Genomic DNA, 578 nt, shown 5'->3' with positions numbered 1-578 from the left:
CCGTTGACGCCGACGACGAAGGGCAGACGGGCCTCCTCGAAGTAGTCGATCGCCGGGAAACTGTCGGCCAACCGCCGGGTGTCGACCAGCACCACCGCACCGATCGCCCCCCGCACCAGGTCATCCCACATGAACCAGAACCGATGCTGACCCGGCGTACCGAACAGATACAAAATCAGATCCCGGTCCAGCGACACCCGCCCGAAATCCATCGCCACCGTCGTCGTGGTCTTGTGCGGCACCAACCCCACATCGTCCACCCCCGCCGACGCGTCCGTCATCACCGCCTCGGTCGTCAACGGCACGATCTCCGAAACCGCCCCCACGAAGGTCGTCTTCCCCACACCGAAGCCCCCCGCAACGACGATCTTCGTCGAGGTCAACCCCCGGCTAGAGCCTGCGAAGTCCACTGAGCACCCTTTCCAGCAAGTTCAGATCCGGCTTACCGGCCTCCAACTGCGGCTGATGCACATGCACCAGCCCCTCCGCCGCCATGTCCGCGATCACCACACGAACCACACCCAGCGGAATCCGCAGCAACGCCGACACCTCCGCCACCGACCGCACCTGACGGCACA

Annotated in this window: 2 protein-coding genes; both read right to left on the bottom strand. The window is 65.2% G+C overall.

Going from position 1 to position 578, the window contains the following annotated elements; genetic code table 11:
• The coding region (locus AAH991_RS40215; protein ID WP_346231202.1) for a GTP-binding protein at positions 1 to 383 on the bottom strand (383 nt) is incomplete at its 3' end.
• 7 nt (positions 384 to 390) lie between these two features.
• Positions 391 to 578, bottom strand: a 188-nt coding sequence (locus tag AAH991_RS40210; RefSeq protein WP_203950681.1) for a DUF742 domain-containing protein, incomplete at its 5' end; no start/stop codon positions are given.

It is taken from the genome of Microbispora sp. ZYX-F-249 (genome assembly GCF_039649665.1).
Taxonomy (GTDB): domain Bacteria; phylum Actinomycetota; class Actinomycetes; order Streptosporangiales; family Streptosporangiaceae; genus Microbispora; species Microbispora maris.
The sequence above is the reverse complement of the archived record's forward strand: the minus strand, read 5'-3'. Positions and strand labels throughout refer to the sequence as shown.